This is a genomic window from Mesorhizobium kowhaii (genome assembly GCF_042431665.1).
GTDB classification, from domain to species: Bacteria; Pseudomonadota; Alphaproteobacteria; order Rhizobiales; family Rhizobiaceae; genus Mesorhizobium; species Mesorhizobium kowhaii.
Window position 1 is genome coordinate 1,050,731 of the sequence record NZ_JBHLYT010000053.1, and the last position, 20,235, is coordinate 1,070,965.

At 60.6% G+C, this 20,235-nt stretch carries 13 protein-coding genes and 1 tRNA gene; 6 read left to right on the forward strand and 8 right to left on the reverse strand.

The annotated features are described in order from the left end of the window. Window positions 1-49: 49 nt before the first annotated feature. Together ACFFNA_RS32255 and ACFFNA_RS32260 are read right to left on the reverse strand one after the other, a co-directional pair. Window positions 50-2,134: an ABC transporter substrate-binding protein gene (locus tag ACFFNA_RS32255; protein ID WP_111546783.1), complete on the reverse strand. Its 2,085-nt coding sequence runs from the start codon at window positions 2,132-2,134 to the stop codon at window positions 50-52. A 120-nt stretch (window positions 2,135-2,254) separates the two neighbouring features. Continuing rightward, window positions 2,255-3,721 carry an alpha-glucosidase/alpha-galactosidase gene (locus tag ACFFNA_RS32260; RefSeq protein ID WP_378923800.1) on the reverse strand — a complete coding sequence of 489 codons (1,467 nt, stop codon included), beginning with the start codon at window positions 3,719-3,721 and terminating at the stop codon, window positions 2,255-2,257. Between the two features lie 65 nt (window positions 3,722-3,786). Here ACFFNA_RS32260 and ACFFNA_RS32265 point away from each other — a divergent pair, with 65 nt between their 5' ends. Further along, window positions 3,787-4,839 (forward strand): AraC family transcriptional regulator, encoded by a 1,053-nt coding sequence (locus ACFFNA_RS32265; protein ID WP_378923801.1) that lies wholly within the window; start codon window positions 3,787-3,789, stop codon window positions 4,837-4,839. Window positions 4,840-4,911: 72 nt separating this feature from the next. Here ACFFNA_RS32265 and ACFFNA_RS32270 read toward each other — a convergent pair whose 3' ends face one another. From ACFFNA_RS32270 to ACFFNA_RS32290, 5 genes are all read right to left on the reverse strand, one after another. Beyond that, a complete protein-coding gene (locus tag ACFFNA_RS32270) occupies window positions 4,912-6,939 on the reverse strand; it encodes an aldo/keto reductase (protein WP_378923802.1) in 2,028 nt (675 codons plus the stop codon). 35 nt (window positions 6,940-6,974) lie between these two features. Then, a complete protein-coding gene (locus tag ACFFNA_RS32275; RefSeq protein ID WP_378923803.1) occupies window positions 6,975-8,054 on the reverse strand; it encodes an ABC transporter ATP-binding protein in 1,080 nt (359 codons plus the stop codon). 277 nt (window positions 8,055-8,331) lie between these two features. Further along, window positions 8,332-9,168, reverse strand: coding sequence for a carbohydrate ABC transporter permease (locus ACFFNA_RS32280; protein ID WP_111546824.1), 837 nt, complete (start codon window positions 9,166-9,168; stop codon window positions 8,332-8,334). Next, window positions 9,165-10,025, reverse strand: a complete 861-nt coding sequence (locus tag ACFFNA_RS32285) for a carbohydrate ABC transporter permease (protein ID WP_378923804.1) — start codon at window positions 10,023-10,025, stop codon at window positions 9,165-9,167. Before ACFFNA_RS32285 ends, ACFFNA_RS32280 begins: the two co-directional genes overlap by 4 nt. Before the next feature lie 105 nt (window positions 10,026-10,130). Further along, complete coding sequence (locus tag ACFFNA_RS32290) at window positions 10,131-11,402, reverse strand: extracellular solute-binding protein (RefSeq protein WP_378923805.1); 1,272 nt, start codon at window positions 11,400-11,402, stop codon at window positions 10,131-10,133. Between the two features lie 85 nt (window positions 11,403-11,487). Between ACFFNA_RS32290 and ACFFNA_RS32295 the strand changes: the two genes are divergently transcribed. The 5 genes from ACFFNA_RS32295 (at window position 11,488) to ACFFNA_RS32315 (ending at window position 17,657) form a co-directional block, all read left to right on the forward strand. Beyond that, window positions 11,488-12,381, forward strand: coding sequence for a helix-turn-helix domain-containing protein (locus ACFFNA_RS32295; protein WP_208647137.1), 894 nt, complete (start codon window positions 11,488-11,490; stop codon window positions 12,379-12,381). Window positions 12,382-12,706: 325 nt separating this feature from the next. After that, window positions 12,707-12,782, forward strand: a tRNA-Phe gene (locus tag ACFFNA_RS32300). Between the two features lie 211 nt (window positions 12,783-12,993). After that, window positions 12,994-14,223 carry a tyrosine-type recombinase/integrase gene (locus ACFFNA_RS32305; protein WP_378923806.1) on the forward strand — a complete coding sequence of 410 codons (1,230 nt, stop codon included), beginning with the start codon at window positions 12,994-12,996 and terminating at the stop codon, window positions 14,221-14,223. A 194-nt stretch (window positions 14,224-14,417) separates the two neighbouring features. Continuing rightward, window positions 14,418-15,785, forward strand: coding sequence for an alpha/beta hydrolase (locus ACFFNA_RS32310; RefSeq protein WP_378923807.1), 1,368 nt, complete (start codon window positions 14,418-14,420; stop codon window positions 15,783-15,785). 6 nt (window positions 15,786-15,791) lie between these two features. Next, entirely contained in the window at window positions 15,792-17,657 is a 1,866-nt protein-coding gene (locus tag ACFFNA_RS32315) for a CHAT domain-containing protein (protein WP_378923808.1), read from the forward strand. Here ACFFNA_RS32315 and ACFFNA_RS32320 read toward each other — a convergent pair. Further along, window positions 17,650-20,199, reverse strand: a complete 2,550-nt coding sequence (locus ACFFNA_RS32320) for a S8 family peptidase (protein WP_378923809.1) — start codon at window positions 20,197-20,199, stop codon at window positions 17,650-17,652. The two genes, ACFFNA_RS32315 and ACFFNA_RS32320, sit on opposite strands and share 8 nt — an antisense overlap. Window positions 20,200-20,235: the final 36 nt, after the last annotated feature.

The following is a 20,235-nucleotide window of genomic DNA, read 5'->3' on the forward strand; positions in this document are numbered from 1 at the left end:
GGCGCGGCCGGAGTTCTCTTGGTCAGGGAGGTAAACCTAATTCATCAACCTAATCCATCGGGCCCTTGTCTCCGGGTTTGCCGGGAAGTTCTTCCGGGAACAATTCGTATTTCGCCTGCTTGTCGGCCGCGACAAAGACCCGTTCACGGATGATCGAATCCTCGGCCCAGTTGAACATGAAGATCGGCGTTCCCTGCGGAATGTTCGAGAAGCGCTTGTTGACGATCAGCGCGCCGGGATATTCCGTCAGGCCGACATTGTAGACGTGTTCCGTCGAGATCTTCTGGAACTGCTTCATCAGGCTGGCGCGCTGGTCATTGTCCTGCGTCGAGACGAACTTGTTGACGATGTCCACGAGGTCCTTTTCGAAAGGCATCAGATCGACCTCGCCGTTTTCCGGCGCGCGATGGTTCCAGCTGGTGCGCGGACCAACCGGGGCAAGTTGCTCGGTGTTCTGCACCACCGACGTCAGCTCCTGGTCGTTGCGTCGGACCAGCCAATCGAAGCGGCCGGAATATTGGGAGGCATCGCGCTGGGTGCCGTTGAGGCCGTTGAGCACGACCCGAAGCCCGAGCTTTTCCATCTGGCCGACAACACCTTCGGCAAGGCTCTTGTCGGTTGTGTAGTCGTTGTTGACCAGCATCACGATCTCGACATTCTTGCCGCCGGCGGTACCGGCCGGGAAGTTCACGAAACCGTCGCCGTCGGTGTCCTTGAGGCCGGCCTTGGCGAGCTCGGCCTTGGCGCCCTCGAGGTCGAAGGGGTAGTAGACGGTCGAATCGCGGTCATAGAAGCTGGTGCCTGACGACAGGCCGCCGGGATAGATGGCGGTGAACGGACCCTTGACCAGCGAGTCGCCGAGCGCCTTGCGGTCGAACGCCATGGTGACGGCCTTGCGGAAGTCCTCGTTGCGGTTCAGCTCGCGAACCGCCTGGCTGCGTTCGTCCGGATTGCCCCAGCCATTGGCGGAAAAGTTCATGCGTAGATTGTAGCCGATGAGCCGCGGGCCGAAGGCCAGGCGTGCGGGCGCATTCGCCTCCGCCGCACGCTTCAGCGAGGCGACGAAGTTTTCCGGCTGCTCCAGATTGGAGAAGTCGGCCGAGCCGGCGACCGCCTGGACGTCGCGGTCGGCCCAGGTCGACAGCTTGTACTGCAGTTCGTTGAGGTAGGGCAGCTGGTTGCCCTTCTCGTCGACCTTCCAGTAATAGGGATTGCGGCGCATGACGATGATGTCGTCCGCCCGGTATTCGACCGGCACCCAGGCGCCCATGACCGGCATGTTCATGAATTCCGGCGGGAAGGCATTCTTGAACTGGTCGTAAGTGTTCTTTGAATATTTCGGATGCTGCGGCTTCAGGATGTGCGCGGGGCCGGGACAGAAGGTGCCGTAGGCCATCGCATACAGATACTGCTTCGGGAAGGCTTCTTTGAAGGTCCATTCGACGGTGTAGTCGTCGATCTTCTTCAGCGTCGTGCCGACACCGAAGGTTTCCGGCGTCGCGCCGTTCAGCGGCGAGACGTTGGGATCAACGACCTCGTCGTCCCAGTAGAACATGACATCGTCGGCGTTGAAGGGCACGCCATCCGACCATTTGGCGCCTTCGACAAGGTGCATGGTCAACTTGTGACCATCGCTCGACCAGTCCCAGCTCCGGGCCAGGTTCGGCAGCGGTTCGGTGTCCTTCGCCTCGACCTGGAACAGCGGCGCGGTGCGCGTCAGGCACTCGGAAAGACCGATATCGATGCCGCCCCACCCTTGGGTCTGGCCGGCGCCGTAGTTCCAGCCTTCCGGCCGGCCGCCGATGACATGGCGCATCGTATCGCCATAGACGCCGATGCCGTCCTGCATGTTGCCCGTCTTGAAGACCAGCGGCTCTTTCGGCAGCCTGTCTTTCACTGGCGGCAGCTTGCCGGTCTTGACGTATTTCTCGGTGACCCAGTCGGGCTCGTGATATTCGGGGAGCGCCTTGAACTCCAGAATGGAGTCGCGCGCCACATATTTGATCTTGCCTTCGGCTGGGAACGGTGTCGGCGCAGGTGGAACCGTCGGCTCGGAAGCGTATGCATTGAGTGCCGAGACCGAGACGCTCAGCGCCAGTCCGGCAGCAAGGCCGATATTGCGTAAATTCCTCACTATCTCTCTCCCTCTTGTTTGTTCCGGAGCGTTTTTCACCTGCTCCGCTTCTCCTCGAATTCAAACGGCTTCGTCGCAGTGGATCTGCCTCCCGTAGATCCACCATCACCGCATGAGGTTTCAGCCGGCTTGTTTCAGCGCGGCCTTTTCGGCGCGCAATTCCTCGATCGAGCGCACACTGCGCCGCGCCGCTCCCGCCCACTCGCGGGTCTTCACCCCAGATGTCGACAGCCGCTCCTTGGCGGCTGGAACCGCGTGGGCATATTGCGGCAGCCAGGCTGCCTGGGCGACGACCATTTCGTCGACCATCTGCCAGACCTCCTCCGGGGTTGAAACCGCGCCGACCAGCGGGTCATGCAGCACGGCGAGCTTGAGCAGATCGATGTCGCCCGATATCGCGGCATGGACCGACATGCGCTGGACATTGATCGAGGAAATGCAGGTGGCGGCACAGGCTTCCGGCAAGGTGATGTCGGCGGCCATGTTGATGCCGAAGCGGTCGACGAAACCGGGCGACTCGATGATGGCGTCCTGCGGCAGGTTGGTGATCACCCCGTTGTTCTTGACGTTGAAGTGGCCGCGATAGACGCGGTTGGTCTCCAGCGCCTCCAATATGTGGCTGGCATGCTCGTTGGAGCGTTTCCCGGGATCGATCGGCTGTGACGCCGCTTCGAGGAACTGCGGATATTCCGTTTCGAACCAGTTGCGGGTTTCGGTCGAGTAGCGGAGATAGCCGCCCGTCTCGCCATGGATCCAGTCGGACATGTCGATCCAGCGCGTGATCTCGTCGGGCCGTTTGCGGTACCAGGGCAGATATTCTGAAAGATGGCCGTTGCTTTCGGTCGAATAGACGCCGAAGCGCTTCAAGACATCGATGCGCAGCTTTTCCTGCCTGGAATAGACCGGATGCGCCTCGAAGGCGGCGACCAGCTCGTCCTTGCCTATTCTGCGGCCGTTGAGCCGCAGATCGATGAACCAGGTCTGGTGGTTGATGCCGGAGCAGACATAGTCGAGCTCCTGCCTGGACTTCGCGCCCAGTACCTCGGCGATCTGCTCGGCGCCGTGCTGGACGCCGTGGCAGAGCCCGACGGTGTCGACCTTGCCATACTCGATCGCTGCCCAGGTGTTCATCGCCATCGGGTTGGCGTAGTTCAGGAATTGGGCGTTCGGCTCGGCGACCTCGCGTATGTCCTTGCAGAAATCCAGGATCACCGGAATGTTGCGCTGGCCATAGAGAATGCCGCCGGCGCAGATCGTGTCGCCGACGCATTGGTCGATGCCGTATTTCAGGGGAATTCTGATATCGTCGGCATAGGCTTCGAGGCCTCCGACCCGCACGCAGCTGATGACGTAGCGCGCGCCTTCGAGCGCCTTGCGGCGGTCGGTGGTCGCCGTCACCCTGGTCGGCAATCCGTTGGCCTCGACGATCCTGTCGAGGATCGCCTTGATCATCTGAAGATTGTGCGCGCTGACGTCGGTCAGCGCGAATTCGATGTCGGTGAATTCGGGCACGCACAGAATATCGGTGAACAGCTTCTTGGTGAATCCGACGCTGCCGGCACCGATGATAGCGATTTTGAAACTCATCAGCCGGACCTCATTTCATTCGAATGGCAGGCAAGGAACGACAAGGAAAGGTTCAGCCACATGCCATGACATGCGCACAGGACAGACCGGAATCCAGCCTGCCGACCTCCCTGTCCGCTCCTCGACTGCGGATCTCTCTCGCTTTTCGAGGGGGAGTATGCGCTTATTCGCGAGCGCGACCAGAGAAGGATTATGCTTTCAGGGGTAATTTTGTGCTGCATGATTTGATAGCCAACGGACAGTCCATGCGGACGATCTCGCTGCCACGCGGCCGCCAGCGCCTGCACGCCATGCCGACGAGCACGGGCTATGAAGTGCGCGAGGACGAGATCTACGACTGGGATGGGCGCAGGCGCGGCCAGACACCGTTCACCGTGCTCCAGCACACGATCAGCGGGACCGGCCGGCTGCGCTATGAGAACCGCAACTACCGCCTGCAGAAGAACGACACATTGCTGGTGCTGGTGCCGCACAACCACCGCTACTGGCTGGCCAAGGACGAGCGTTGGGAATATTTCTGGATTTCGATGAACGGCGAGGAGGCGCTGCGCATCCACAAATCCATACTCGGCACATCGGGTCCGGTGTTTCGGCTGCAGCCGGCTACGATCGACCATCTAGCCGATTGCAGCCTGCGCCTCATCAAGGGGGCCGCTTCGCCGGGTGCTGCTTCCGCCGTCGCCTACGAAGCCGCGATGGCGCTCTATGACGATGTCTTCGGCTCACATGCCTTTGCTGAAAAACAGAGCGCCATGCAGCCGGTCATCGACCACATCAGTGCCAATCTCGACAGGCCGCTGCCGGTGGCGGACCTGGTCCAGATCAGCGGCCTCAGCCGGGCCCATTTCTCGCGCTGTTTCGCCGAGAGCGAAGGCCTGCCGCCCGCCGAGTTCGTGCTGCAGCAGCGCCTGCAACGCGCGGCGAAGCTTTTGACCAAGGCGGATTTCCTGCCGGTGAAGGAAGTCGCCATCCTGTGCGGCTTCGAGGACGCGAATTATTTTTCGAAGGTCTTCCGCCGCTGCTACGGCATCACGCCCAGCCAATTCCGCACCACCGGCATGTATGCCAGCATGAGAACACCGGCCAGACGCGGCGTCAAGGTCTCGGACGAGACCTGACGCTGCCTTTGGGTCCTCGTTTCACGCATGTCGTTATCCCAAAAACCGCTGTGCACTTTTGGGCGACATGCCTTAGGCGGCGTGCAGGATGCCGCCATCCAGCCACTCGAGATCGGCCGGTGAAAGCGTGATGTCGAGGGCGCGCAGGCTGTCGTCCAGTTCGCCCAGCGTGCGTGGCCCGATCAGCGGAATGGATGGGAAGGGCTGATTGAGCACATAGGCAAGCGCAATATGGATCGGGCTCTTGCCCAGCCGCGCGGCGAGCTCGATCGCCCGGTCGCGGCGGCCGAAATTCCGCTCCGAGTACCAGACCCGCACCAGTTCCTCATTGTCGTGCCTGTCGCGCCCGGCGCGATCAGTGAAGAAGCCGCGCCCCTGGCTCGACCATGCGAAATTCGGCATCTGCCGAGCGGCCAGCCAGGCCTTCCATTCGTCGGTCGAGGAGGTCACGCAGCCGGCCCAGATCGGCTCCAGCATTTCGGCCAGCGAAAAGTTGTTGGACAATGCGCCGGGCTTCTGTTTGCCGGTGCGTTCGGCATAGGCGATAGCCTCGTCCATGCGCTCCATCGTCCAGTTCGAGCCGCCGAACGGGCCGCGGATGCGGCCAGCCTTGACCTCTCGATCCATCGCATCGACGAATTCACCGACCGGCACATCCGGATTGTCGCGGTGCATGAAGTAGACATCGACATGGTCGGTCTGCAGCCGGTCGAGCGACTGGGCAAGCTGCCTGCCGATCACATCGGGATAGCAGAGCGGCGAATGCGCGCCCTTGGCGATGATCACCGATTGCGCGCGCACGCCACGATTTTTCAACCACTCGCCAAGCAGCGCCTCGGTATAACCGCCGCCGTAGACATAGCCGGTGTCGAAGAGATTGCCGCCGGCCTCGAAAAAGGCATCGAGCAGGATCGATCCCGAGGAAAAGGTACGGAAATCCTCGAAGCCGAGCGCCACCACCGACGCCGGTTTCGACAGGCCCGGAATGATGCGCTTGCCGATCGCCGTTCCGCCGGAGCGCAAAGGCCGGCCGGAGATGGTGCTGGTGCGCTGCGGGGCCTTCTCGATCCCGTATTCCAGGCCCGCCGCCGCCCGCCATCTGTCGAGGACGCGCAAGGTGCCGAGACTGTCGGCCCAGCCCATGCCCGGCCAGGCGAATTCCTGCCGCCCGGCGAGAATGGCCTCGCCGGCGGCGTCGACCTCGAAGGAATAGACATGGCGCTTTTCGTTGACGCTGATGGTCTCGCGCGCGCCATCGGGTCCAATCACGTCGATCCGGCCCAGGCCGACATCGCGGTTGCCGCCGGCGAACCAGAAGTCGGGCACCTCGATGCGGCCCCTGGTGCCGAAGATTCTGAGCACATTGTCCTGGTTAAGCGAGATGCTGCAGGAGACTTCGGCAATGATGCCGCCCGGGAAATGCAGCAGCGCCGAGGCCCATTCGTCGACGCCGGACTGGCCGAGATGGGCAGCACCAACCACCTTATCCGGCTCGGCGAAGGGGAGGCCTGCCGCCGCCCCGGCAATCAGCCGCGCCATCGAGACCGGATAGCCGCCGACATCCAGAATGCCGCCGCCGGCAAGATCGTTGGCATAGAGCCGGTGCTCCGGCATGAAGCCCGGCATGGCAAAGCCGAAACTCGACTTGATCATCCTGATGTCGCCGATGACGCCCGACCTGATCAGCTCCACCAGCTTCAGCGTCTGCGGGTGCAACCGGTACATGAAGGCTTCGCCGAGAAAGGTGCCGGCCTTGCGCGCAGCGTGGATCATGGCGTCGGCCTCGAAGGCGGTCAGCGCAAGCGGCTTTTCGCACAGCACGTGTTTGCCCGCTTCCGCTGCCCTGATCGCCCATTGCGCATGGCCGGGATGCGGTATCGAAATGTAGATGGCGTCGATGTCGGGATCGGCGAGCAGCGCATCGTAGCCATCGAGGATGCGGGCGCCGGGAAAACTCTCGGCGAGGCCTGGCTTGGCGGGGTTGCGCGCGCCGATGGCAACCAGCTTGCCAGTGCGCGAAGCGGCCGCGCCACCGGCAAAGGCCTGGGCGATGCTGCCCGGGCCGAGGATGCCCCAGCGAATGGGCGTGGTTGAAGTCATTGTCATTCTCCTTGAAGGCTGGAAAGGGCGGCCGGTCAGCGCAGCCGCAGCCCTTTTTCGTCGAACAGGTAGGATTTGCGGATGGAAACGGTGATCTCGGACGTATCGGGAACCTTTGCCGCGTCGCGCTGGATCACCACGTCTTCACCATGCGCCGTTCTGGCATAGAGAAAACTTGTGCCGCCCAGGTGCTCGACCACGTCGATGCTTACCACAAGGTCGGTGTCGCCCTCTCCGGCGCTGCCGAAATGTTCGGGACGCACACCGACGATGACCTTGCTTCCTGTTTCGGGTGCAGCACCCGTCAGCGGCTGCGCGATACGGGTCTTCTCCTCACCCGCCAGCTCGACCACGACGCCATGTGCATCACGCCCGACAATGCTGCCGTTGATGAAGTTCATCTTCGGCGAGCCGACAAAACCGGCCACGAACTGATTGTCGGGATTGTCATAAAGATCGAGCGGCCGGCCGATCTGCTCGATATGGCCGGCGCGCATCACGACGATCCTGTCGGCGAGTGTCATCGCCTCGGTCTGGTCGTGCGTGACATAGATCATGGTGGTGCCGAGTTCCTTGTGCAGGCGCGATATCTCGACCCGCATCTGCACTCTGAGCTCAGCGTCGAGATTGCTCAGCGGCTCGTCAAAGAGGAACACCTGCGGCTCGCGTACGATGGCGCGGCCGATGGCGACGCGCTGGCGCTGGCCGCCCGACAATTGCTTGGGACGCCGCGTCATCAGCTCGTTTATGCGCAGGATCTGGGCGGCTCGCTTGACGCGTCGGTCGGTGTCGGCCTTCGGATTGCCGGTCATCCTCAATCCGAAGCTCAGGTTCTGCTCGACGCTCATGTGCGGATAGAGCGCGTAGGACTGGAAGACCATGGCGATGCCGCGGTCGGCCGGCTCGACATCGTTGACGAGCTTGCCGCCGATGGCGATCTCGCCGCCGCTGATGTCCTCGAGCCCGGCGATCATCCTGAGCAGCGTCGACTTCCCGCAGCCGGAGGGGCCGACGAAGACGACAAACTCGCCGTCCTTGACGTCGATGTTGGCGCCACGGACGACCTCGAAGACGCCAAAACGCTTGATGACATTGTTGAGCGTGACCGTTGCCATGCTAGAGCGAGATGAGGTTGGATTGGATCATTCTGTTTCCCGATCGGCGAGGCAACCCGGTAGGAGAGGCGCGAAGAGCGATGGGGTTCCATCGCTCAAGCGGCTCGACGCCGCGGGTGCCCGCCGACGGGAAACCCGAAGGGCCGGGCTGGTTTGGGCCAAATCCATCGGCCTTCGTCTTGGCCGTACTTCCAGTACGGCCTGCGACAAAGCCCTCGACCTTGGCCCAAACCATCACCGGCAGAATGATCCAATCCAACCTCATCTCGCTCTATCCTTACTTGACCGCGCCGGCGGCGATGCCGGCGATGAAATGGCGCTGCAGGAGCACGAAGACGATAAGCATCGGCACCGTCAGCATCACCGCGCCCGCCATGATGCCGCCCCACGACACTTTGGTAAGGCCGATCAGCGTGCCGAGCGCCACTGGCGCCGTCATCGAACCCGGCTGGCTGTTGATCAGGAGCGGCCACAAATAGTTGTTCCAGGAGGCTAGGAACAGGATGATGGCAAGCGCCGCCAGCATCGGCCGCGCCAGGGGCAGCGCGACGAAGAGGAAGATGCGCCATTCCTTCACCCCCTCGACGCGCGCCGCGTCGAAAAGGTCGTCCGGCATCATCGAGAAGCTCTGCCGCATGAACAGCACGCCCAGCGAATTGAACAGCGGCGGCACGATCAGCGCCACCCAGGTGTTGGCGAGCTTGAAATCGCGCGCCACCATGATGAATTGCGGGATCAGCACCACCGCATAGGGTAGCGTGATGGTGCCGAGGATGATGGCGACGACCACGCCCTTGCCGAAGAACCGGTAGCGGGCCAGCGCCCAGCCGGCCATCGACGTCAGCAGCACCGACAGGAACGTGTAGGTCACCGCCACCGAGACCGAAATGCCGATGGCGCCGACGAAGTCGGTGTCACGCTGCAGATTGTTGAAATTGTCCATGAAGTTGCCGTGCGGCAAAAGCTCGATGCCGGGGCTGAAGATGCCGTTGTCCGGCATGGTCGAGAACACCACCATCATCCACAGCGGAAACAGCCAGATCAGCGCCAGCGGCGTCAGGAACAGATGCAGCGCGATGCTGCGCCCCAGTCTGGCGGAAGATCGCGAACTCATTTCGGTTCCCTCGTCAGCCACAGCTGCACCAGCGTGATCGCGATCGCCAGCCCGGCCATGGTGTAGGCGACGGCCGACGCGTAGCCGAAATTGAGCGACCGAAAACCCTGTCGGTAAAGCAACAGGCCAAGCGTCTCCGTGCCGCCGCCCGGTCCGCCGCGCTCGGTGATCAGGAAGGGCTCGGTGAACAGCTGCATGGTGCCGATGATCGACAGCACGAGGCAGAACACGATGACGGGCTTCAAGAGTGGTAGAGTGATGAAGAAGAATTGCTTGAGCTTGCTGACACGGTCGAGCGTCGCTGCCTCGTAGACATCTTCGGGGATGGACTGCATGCCGGCGAGCAGGATGATGGCGTTGTAACCGGCCCAGCGCCAGGTGACCGCGATCATGATCAGCGCCATCGCCGGCGTGACGTTGGAGAACCAGTCGACGCTGGGCAGGCCGACGCTGTTCAAGAGCTTGTTGATGATGCCGAAATTGAGGTTGAACATCAGCCGGAAGACCGCCGAGTAGGCAACTTCGCCGACCACGACCGGGGCGAAGAAGGCGAAGCGATATAGGCCGCGCGCCTTGAGCAGCGGCGAATTCAACAGCACCGCCATAACGATCGCCAGCGTGATCATCACCGGCACCTGGATGACAAGGATGAGCAGCGTGTTCTTCAGTGCATTGAAGAAGGCGGGGTCGCCGATCAATCGGCCCCAGTTGAAGGTGGGGGCGAACCGCCACGGCACGGTGCGCGTCGCCTGGAAGGAGATCATGAAGGAATCGATGATCGGCCACACCCAGAAGATTGCAAAGATCAGCAGATAGGGCGCGAGGAAGCGATACGCCGTGGCATTCTGATAGCGCATTGGTGCCTCCTTTCCGCGTTCAAGGGGGTGGCGCGCCCGTGCCGAAACGCGCGGCGCGTTCGGTCCCGGGCAGCATCAATGCCGCCCGGGACCATCTCGTCCATATCAAGATTTGACGGGCAATCCGGTCGCCGCTGCGATCTGGCTTGCGGCATCGTCGAGCGCTGCCTTGGCGTCCGGATAGCCGCCGGCCAGATATTTGGTCTGCACGGCGCGGACAATGATTTCGGCGTCGCTCTGGAATTGCGTGCCGCGGCTCGGAACAACCTTGGGCAAGGTGCCGAGGATGTCCTTCCACACCGCCTGGCCACCCCAGTAGGGCAGGCCTTCCGAGACATAGGGGTCATTGAGCGCCGAGATCAGGGATGGCACCAGGCCGAAATCCTTCAGCATGGTGATCTGGCCTTCATTCGTTCCGAGCGTGTATTTCATATAGGCGTAGGCGGCCTCCTTGTTCTTGGATGCCGAGGTGATGGCCAGCGAGGAGCCGCCGAGATTGGCGGCGCGCGGGCCGTCGGCGGTGAGGCTCGGCATCAGGTAGACACCCCATTTGCCGTTTTCACCGGCCGATTCGGTGCGAACGGTGCCTTCATACCAGCCGCCATAGATCTGGGTGGCCACGGTGCCGGCGGTGTTATTGGTGATCTTGGTGCCCCAGTCGGCGGAGGAGACGATGCCGGCATCCTTCATCTCCTTGACCTTGGTCATGGCATCGATGCATTTGGGCTGGTTGACCGTGATCGACTGGCCGTCCTCGGCAAAATAGGCGCAGCCCTGTTCGTTGGAGATCATGCGGAAGAATTCGCTGTCGCCATTGAAATCGGCATTGGTCATCGAGACGCCAGGGTTGGCGGCCTGGATCTTCTTGCCGGCGGCGATGAAATCGTCCCAGGTCTTGATCGATGCCGGATCGACGCCGGCCTTTTCGTAGAAGTCGCGGCGGTAGAAGGCGGCGACCGGACCCGAATCCCACGGCATCGCATAGGCCTTGTCGCCGACTTCGAGCTCGGTGCGCTTGAAGTCGGGGAATTTCTTTTGGTCGTCGGCGGTATAGCCCAGCGTATGCAGGTCGACGAAGCAGTCGGGGAACTGGCTCCAGTAATTCTCGGCCTCGCCGTTCTCGATGGTGACGATATCAGGCAGGCCGACGCCGCCGGCAGCGCAGCCGGCGATCGACTTGTCGTAGGTCGGCTGGTTGCCGAGATCCTGGACCGTCACCTTGACGTCGGGAAATTGCTTGTTGAAGCCGGCAACGGTCGCCTTCAGCGATGAAGCCGCGACATTCCAGCTCCAGATCGTGATTTCGCCGGATTGCGCAAAGGCCGGGGCAGAGCCCAGGGCGAGCGCGAGCGCGGCGCAGGTCATTGTGATGCGCATTGAAATCCTCCCATTTCATTTGCTCTCTCACTGTGAGCGTGGCTAGACTATGCAGTGGGCAGGGCCTGTCGCCGTCAAAGGGAATATGAAATTGGCGGAAAGTAAGATGCCGGAACGGCCGTTTTACCAGCCTGGCGCCAGCAGCGTGGAAGGCCTGCCGCTGCTGCTGCAGATGTTTCACACCAATCCTCTGGTGATGCTCAAGCCGCATTGGCACGCCCAGGTCGAGGTGAATTTCATTGTGCGCGGCAGCGTGCACTACCGCATGAACGACCACGAGATTTCGCTGTCAGCCGGCGAGATGTGCCTGTTCTGGGGCGGCCTGCCGCACCAGATGGACGATTTGTCCGACGACGCCGTCTATGCCGGAGCGCATCTGCCGCTGGTGCATTTCTTCCGGCTGCACCTGCCCACGGATATCCGGCATCGGCTGATGACGGGTGCAACGCTGGTGACCGGTGCCACCGACCAATCCGACAACCATAATTTCGAGCGCTGGAACCGCTACGCCCGGTCCGGCGACCAGGCCAAGGCGGAACACGCCGTCAACGAATTGCTGCTGCGGCTGGAGCGGGTGCGGTTCGAGCCCTACCGGCTCGTATCCGCAACCCCGATCGGCCAGGAAACGGGCAGTCCCTTCGACCAGCAGTCGTCGCGCAATGTAGGGCGCATGTGCGATTTCATCGCCGAGAACTTCCTCTACGACATCGATTGCGTGAACATCGCAGCGGCCGCCGACATCCATCCCAAATACGCCATGAGCCTGTTCAAGAAGTCGACCGGCATGACGCTCAACGAATATGTCAACCTGCTGCGGCTGAGCTACGCGCAGGCGCTCTTGATGCACCAGGACGCCAATGTGCTGCGCGTCGCCATGGATTCGGGCTTCGGCTCGCTCAGCGCCTTCAACAAATCGTTCCGCAAACTGGCCGGCATGTCGCCCTCCGATTTTCGCAGAGGCGTGTCCGGCGCCAGATAGAACGCGGCGGCTGCGGGGCATGCCCTGGTGTCGCGCATGAGTTGCCGCATCTCGATCGTCGGCTAAAAGACGGGTCATGCCGTTGCGCCCCGCGATGGCAACGCGGACAAGGACGCCGCCGGCCGAAATAGGACCGCGCCGCGCGCCGTTCCGGCCGTCGCTGCGGCATCGGAACCGGGCCATTGCACGGCGTCTATTTTCCTGTCTGAAATTGCCACCTGGGCGCTGGACAGGCCGGATTCCCGTGCTATAACCCACGCGCTTTCAAGGGGCGCCCATGGCGCTTCATGAGATCCGGTGTACGAGATTTCGTTTGCCGGAACAGGCCCAGATAGCTCAGTTGGTAGAGCAGCGGACTGAAAATCCGCGTGTCGGTGGTTCGAATCCGCCTCTGGGCACCATCCTCTCTCCCCCCGCGCACTCTTTCGCCGAAGCCTCTACGCTTTGCTCCCTATAAGCGCCTGAATTCACTGCTATTTTCAGCATGAAAGACGTGCTTGGGCGAATTTCGTCGTAGCTCGGCAAACTTGGTCCAACGAGGCGAGCTGTTGGTATTTTTGTTGGTATCTGAGAGTCTGTTGGTATCGAAGCGCCAGACAGGAGGTCCCACAAATGGCTCTATCCGACGTGAAATGCCGCAACACCCGGCCCGCGTCCAACCTCCAGAAACTCTCCGACGGCGGTGGGTTGCAGCTGTGGGTGCAGCCATCGGGCACGCGGCTATGGCGCCTGGCGTATCGGTTCGACGGCAAGCAGAAGCTTTTATCCTTGGGCAGCTATCCTGTCATTTCTCTCGCAGATGCCCGCCAAGCGCGCGATGAGGCAAAGCGCCTTCTTAAGGCTGGTGCCGACCCAACGCAGGAGCGCAGGTTCCGCAAAGCCAGTTCGCCAAAAGACACCTTTCGGTCAATCGCGGACGAATATGTTGACAAGCTGAAGAAGGAGGGACGTGCCGACCGGACGATCAGCAAGGTCAAATGGCTGCTCGACTTTGCCTATCCGACAATCGGCGACAAGAGCATTCGAGAGATCGATGCGTCCACAATTCTCACTGCCCTTCGTCGCGTGGAGGTTCGGGGTCGGTACGAGTCGGCCAGGCGACTTCGTTCCACTATTGGCAGTGTGTTTCGATACGCAATCGCGACTGCACGCGCTGAGGCAGATCCAACGTTCGCCCTGAGGGGCGCACTCATCAGTCCAACGGTCACACCGCGTGCCGCCGTTACCGATCCGAAGGCATTGGGCGGCTTGCTGCGTGCAATCGAGACATTCGACGGACAGCCTACAACGCGAGCCGCCCTGAAGCTGATGGCGCTGCTGTTTCCTCGTCCCGGTGAGCTTCGCGCCTCAGAATGGGTGGAGTTCGACTTTGAAAATTCGGTTTGGATCATTCCGGAAGCGCGCATGAAAATGCGACGACCACACCGGGTTCCTCTTTCCAGGCAGGCGGTGACTATTCTGACCGATCTTACAAAAATCTCCGGCAATGGGACGCTGCTATTTCCAAGCGTGCGATCGGCTTCCAGGCCGATTTCCGACAATACCCTCAATGCGGCCCTGCGTCGTCTTGGCTACAGCAAACGAGAGGCGACGGCGCACGGCTTTCGGGCAACGGCATCAACCCTACTAAACGAATGCGGCAAGTGGCATCCCGACGCCATAGAGCGCCAACTGGCCCATATCGAAAACAACAACGTTCGCCGCGCTTATGCCCGCGCGGAGCACTGGGAAGAGCGCGTAAGGATGTTGCAGTGGTGGGCAGATTATCTGGACGAAATTGAGAGCGCTGATACCCGCGGCGGGCTGAGTCAAAAAAGTCTCAGAGCAAACGCACATCCGTGAACATGAAAGTCTGTTTGGGGCCGTGTATGGACGGCTCCAGTCTGGGATCCAAAAAGGGGACGTTATCCCCTCGTGCGATTTCTGTCAGTATGCTGGCATGACAATGCGCTGTTTTCTTGACATATCGCCATATCGATAGCGACTTTCAGCGTCAATGAATAATCTCGAAGTCCCGAATCATGGAGCATTTCCAGATGAACCCCGACATCGTAATCTTGCTGCCGGGGCTCGTCGGTTCTGTTCTATCGAAGGACGGAAGAGATATCTGGAATTACTCGGGCGCGGCGGGATGGCGTTTGAAGTTCGACAACGCACTTCAGCAGCTTGAACTTCATGCACCAGAGGATGAGACCCTCGACGACCTCGGTGATGGAGTGACGGCCCGGGCTCTCGTCGATGATTTGGTGCTCATCCCTTATCTATGCAAATGGGGCGGCTATTCCGATCTCACTGGCGGGCTCCTCGATCGGAAAGGTCTGGTGCATGGCAGGAATTTCTTCCAGTTTCCGTATGACTGGCGACGGAGCAATCGTGTGTCCGCGCGCAAGTTAGCCGAGCGGGCGCACGGGTGGCTGTCAAAGTGGCGTACCGCTAGCGGAAATGCGGACGCTCGGATCGTATTTATCGCCCACTCGATGGGCGGCCTCGTCGCTCGCTACTTCATCGAGTGTCTGGAAGGCTGGAAAGTGACGCGGTGCCTCGTGAGCATAGGTACTCCCTTCCGCGGGTCGGGAAATGCCGTGTCCTTTCTCTGTAACGGCTTCACGATGGGGCCCGGGCCTCTTGCGTTTGACGGCACGGAGGCACTGCGCTCATTCGATTCCGTATATCAACTGCTGCCGATTTATCCATTTGTTTCGCTTCCAGGCCTAACTGACCCTGTTCGCATAAGGGATGTCGACTTGCCCAATATTGACCGCGGACGAGCAATCGAAGCGGCCGAATTCCATCAGCAGGTCACAGAAGCCGTCAAAGCGAATGCTAGAATTGAAGCTTATTTAGCCATCGGCTCGATTGTGCGGCCTATTGTGGGGACGGATCAATCGACGAATGAGTCTGCCAAGCTTAAAGGCGGCAAGCTGGAGATCTTGAAATCGCACCCGAGCGGAACACACATGGGTGACGGAACGGTCCCTCGAGTTTCCGCTTCTCCGATCGATCTCGACGAGAAATATTGTACCTATATTCCCAATCAGCATTCGCTTCTGCAAAGCGATAGTGCGTGCATCAATCACTTGCACGGCGTACTGACGGCCCAAGCAATCAACGATGCCAAGTTCCGGGCCTCCGATGAGCACCCCATTGATTTGTCCGTCGGCGAAGTTCAGCTCGCCTCCGACCCCATCGTCATAGCAGCAACCCCGTTCCGCTATGTTCAGTACCTCGAAGCCTCGATCAAAAACATGGATCGCCCAGGGGACATCGTAACGACACGCCTTACCCCTACAGGCGAAAACGAGGAGTATCGAGCCGAAGTCCGCTTGGGCGCAGGAGCGTTTCAGATCGAAGTCACCGGCCAAGGGCTGCGGCCAGTGCGGGACGTCCTGATGGTCGTGGATTGAATGCCCATGGGAGACAGAGGAACCATTTGGCTTTGGAGGTTCGACCAAGGCATCGTCACGGAACGGCGTTTCCTGCGAGGACAGCCTCAGCCTGGGGATAATTGGCGCAAGGTAGCCGAAAGCATCTACAGCTATGCGGGGGACATCTACCAACTTTCAGTCCGGTTCAGAGACGGGAGGCTTGCAGCGCGGGGGCAGGTCGAAAGCGAGAATGTACGCGAGTCGATTCTCAACATTCTCGGAAGCTACGAGTTTGCCGGCGAAGTGCGGACCGTTATCGAAGTCACCGCGCGTTTCAAGTCGGCGACGACACATCGCCACGAGGCCACGCAACGGCCGCCGTCAGACGCGCCGGCAACGGATTTAAGCAACTCGGTCGAGCGCTTTCCAGCCATCACCGCATTCGATGTCCCCAAGCCCGGTGAAGTATTTCGATTCAGCGTCAACCTGCTGCGCTCGAAACATCAATGGACGATAGGCGACAGCGTCGTCATCCGCGACCTGGACTCAGATTGGTCCGACCTGGATCTAGCAGTCGAAATAGTATCGCAAGAGTTGACGTTTGAAGCTGGCGCGAATGTCGGCACCATCAAGATCATTCGCAACGCAGACTCGGTTGCAGCGAGCTTTGAAGCCCGGGTTTCCTCTGATACCGCTTCCCAGTCCGTCCTGATCGATGCGGTGTTTCACTACAACGGCCGCTACAGCGGAAGAGCGAGGCGGGACTTCGAGCTGGTGAATGTCTCTGCTCCCGGGGCGTCTACCTCGGGGGTGCCGCACAGAGCGCCTGACGGCGTGATTGACGTGGACAGGAAAGCCGACTCTCCCGAGCTCTTGCTGGCGATCCTAAGTGCGAGCCAGCCTAACAGATATATTTTCTATTGTACGGCACCGAAGGCGCGAAAGGCTGGAGGGAAAGGGGCGAGCGGCATCGTGGACTTGGGTCTGGACGGCGGCCAGAAATTCGCGCAGTCCCTGCTTGTCGAATGTCCCACACTGCCGCCAAAGTGCCATGAGAGCGCGCTTCGCGGCATTGGAGAGCGTATCTGGCAGAGCGTGCCAAGCGTGTTCAAAGATGTGTATTGGGATTTGCGGGAAGAGATAGGACCAAACTTCCCGATCCAGATCGTGACCGATGAACCATATGTGCCCTGGGAGATGATGCGACCGGACGAGGGAGACAATCCTGACGAGCACGATCATCTTTTCATGAGCCATCCGATCAGCAGGTGGTGCATAGACTTCGAGCGCGGGATGCCGAATACCTTTGGACACGGCATCATCGCCACCTGCGTGCCGGAGTACCGCAGCGGCGCAACGCTTCCTGCAGCGCGAGAGGAGGAGGCTTTTCTAGTCAGCAGCTACGGTGCCAAGAAATTCGGCAACACGTGCGGCGAATTCAAATCATTTTGGACAACCAAGTTGCCCGAGGATCACGTAACGCTGCTCCATTTTGCAGGCCACGGGTATCCAGCAATGGACGGCCAGCCAGCCCGCATCCGCCTCTCCGATGGCGACGTATCCACAAACGACATCCATAGCGGGGTCACCTTGGGCAAACGTGATACCACGTTTGTCATCTTGAACGCATGCGACGTGGGCTCAAGCGATGTCAAGCTCGGACTGGTCGACAACTGGGCAAGCAAGCTGACGGAGCGGCGCTTTGGCGGCCTGCTCGCTCCGATTTGGAAGGTTCAGGACGAGACTGCATCGATGGTCGTCCGAGATTACGTCACCAACCTCATGGATGGCGACACCGTGGGCAACGCGATGCTAATCGCGCGCGTGGCCGGTCGCAGGGCATCTGCGACACCGTTTGCCTATATTTGCTACGGCGATGTCATGGCCCGGGTGGCCCAGGCTGTCAAGTGACCGCCCTGATTGGCTCTACCAGCAAAGTGGCAGGTATCTTGTTTCTGACCTCCGCCATCAGATCGCCACTCTCTTCAGGCGTTCGTATAGAAACCACCAGCGAGAAGTTCACTTCCCTGTCGTAGCGCTCTGCGCTGGTGATCTCGCCCCACCAGCCGTGCACCGGCGATACCGAAATGGCATCGCGAGCCGCAAGCTTATACGCTTCGCCATGCCAGATGTCCTGGATCAGCGATCCACGCTGCCGATCGCCGAGCAGCCAGCCGTCATCGGTAGCATTCTGCAAATTGTCAGGCGGCTCTGCCCAGTTTACTCGCCGCTTGGCGCTTGCGTCACTTTCACCGAAACGCTTAACTTCGAACTTCAGCCGATGGGATGGGTATCTGTCCAGCCGGTCTCGCGACGCTGCATGGGGCTCAGGTTCGACGAAATATGAAAGCGTGCACCGCATCTCGACCTGAGTGTTTCTCAGACTGCGCAAGATCTCCGTGGGCCATGGCAGCTTGAAGTACTTCATTTCCTTCAGCCTGATATGCCCGTCCGCCATCTCGTACGGCTGCAGCTTATCTTCCACGACTAGCGTCAGAGCGTTCCCTGCGCTCGCGAAAAGACGCTCTTCGTTCGGAACGCCCCAGCCAAAGCGGCTAATGATCTGGGCGCAAGCTCCCGAGGAACGGCCCAATTCCCTTCTCGCGTTTCGATAGTGGGCCAACATGGCAGGCGTCCAGTCAGCAGCGTTGGCCATCAGCGCGCGGACTGTCTCCATCCGCATTGCAGGATAGCGGGCGAGCAGTTTGGCCGCGAGGTGGGATGCGAGCGCGGTCGCAGTGCTCGTCTCACCGGAATAGGCAAACGGCTCGGCCGGCGTGTTGATACCTGTGGTGAGGACCATGTGATTGTGGGATGGCCGGCAAAAGACATCGCCGTCCTCGATGAGAAAATTGCCGCCTTCCATCACGATGTCCGGCTTGCAGAAGCGGACTGCCTCATTGAAGGAAGGCCAGCCCTCAGAGGTCCTCGACGTCGGGGCAAGGTCTCCAACGGGCGCCAGCAGCCTCCCCCTGCCATGACGCTTCAGCGAAACAGCGCCGACAGCCAGCGCATTCAATGACTGAGCTGGGGACTGAACGGGGAACGCGATGTTGCGTCTGTCGTAGTCGGCCTTCTGATATGGCTCATCATCGTGGTGGGGCGCATTCCCCACCGCGACTACAAACAGCCGGGTGCGGTTTCCATCTCCAAAAGCGAGGTCGTCGACCACGGACGAGGTTGATGTGGGCACCCCTTTCTCGGACTCTCCTGCCGCTGTCTGGGCCAGACAGAAAACGCGCGTTGCTGCATCTGCCTCGACAACATCGACAGCCCGGCGGACGGCATCGCGCGCAGGCACCCTGACCCCACTGTCTGGTCCGTTAACGACAACCGATTCAAGCGCCGTGCTCGCAATAATCGGCATCGTACCGCTCACGAGCACATCCATATCACCATATTGCGCCAACCCAGCCATTCGGGTTCCGTGACCGTTGTGGTCCGCGTTGTCCCAGGTAGGGTCGGCGCTGAAGCAGCGATTGCCTGGAAGCATGGGCCGCAACAATGGATGGGTGCGTTTCACGCCAGTGTCGAGAACGGTGACACGTGGTGCATCTGCCGGGGGCGCGACGATGCGCTGGGCGATTGCGTCCAACGCCAAAGCGCGCCTCACTTTCGGCATCTCGGAGAAATCCGATGCAAATGACGAGGCGCTGCGCAGCGACACGATAGCGCCGGATGCGCGCAAGACCTGATTCAGTTCTTCCGCCGCTGCATGAACGGTCCTGACGATGGATTCGACGAAGACTGTGGCATTTCCAACGGTCTCTATCGAACTGTCGTTGAGGGCCCTGAGAAAATATTGTTCAAGGTCGGGCCGCAGCCAAACTTCCCAATCGTGCTTCGTGCGCCTACGGGGAAACCTGTTAAGCGGATCAGTCCAGAGGTCCTGGAGCGTCGCCTCACGGATCGTGTCGCTGGATTCGAAAAGCCAGAAGTTGCGAGGCCGACTCCTGCTGCCGTCATCGTCGTCATCATAGTCCTGAATGCCGGCATCACCGCCTTCCCACTCCCCGTACTTGTGAAGAGCCTCTTCCAGAGACTTCAACATAGAGCGGGTCGCAAAGAAAACGGCGCGGTCGCACTGGATGGAGTTCCGCTCCTCGTCGGCCTCATTGCTGCCCGGAGCCCGGCGCACGTTCAGGAGCTTGAGCCCTCGGGTCGTCGACCTCTGCTTTTTGGACACTTCAAGCCGCTCCGCCGGGCGGCCCTCGATCGCGATCGGGATTCCGCGAAACTTGCTTGGAACTCTGTTCGCCTTCTGCGCTTCATTGAAATCATCAAGTAGAGAGCGCATATCGGAGACTTGGCTCAGCAAGTTTTCAGCATGCAGACGCCGGTCTGCAACCCTTTCCCGACGTTTGGCCCCACCCCCGCCAGGCGCTGTGAAATTCTTCGAGCGGACTCCTAAGCCGCGTAAATGGACATGCCTGTATAAATTGCTGTCTGCCATATGAGCTGAAACACATCCCCCAAGGAATGACCGAAT